The following is a 332-nucleotide window of genomic DNA, read 5'->3' as shown; positions in this document are numbered from 1 at the left end:
GAAGGTGATCAGGTCATCCTCGATTTCCATTCGAACGCCGGTGAGGATGGGCAGTGTGTCGTCCTTGCTCGCGGCAATGATGACCTGGGATACCGCCTGGGCGAAGGCATCGCCGTCGATAACTCCGCTGACCTCCGGCAGCGCCGGCAGCTCCGGATAGTCCGCCACCGGCATGGTAGCCAGATTGAACCGGCTGCTGCGGCAGGTCAGGGTGACTTTTGGTCCTTCGGTTTCAACTTCCACCGGCGCGGAGGGAAGGCTGCGGCAGATGTCCGCCAGGAGGCGGCCGGAAACCAGAATGGTGCCTTCTTCGCTGATATCGGCGGGGATCT

At 62.3% G+C, this 332-nt stretch carries 1 protein-coding gene; it reads right to left on the bottom strand.

Features of this window, described 5'->3' with window-relative positions; translation table 11 throughout:
* Positions 1-332: DNA polymerase III subunit beta family protein (locus tag AC5RVV_RS18305; protein WP_494002751.1), on the bottom strand; the 332-nt coding region annotated here is incomplete at both ends.

It is taken from the genome of Arthrobacter sp. MDT2-34-1 (genome assembly GCF_059091365.1).
Note: the sequence above shows the minus strand (reverse complement) of the source record. Positions and strands in the feature narration are given on the sequence as shown.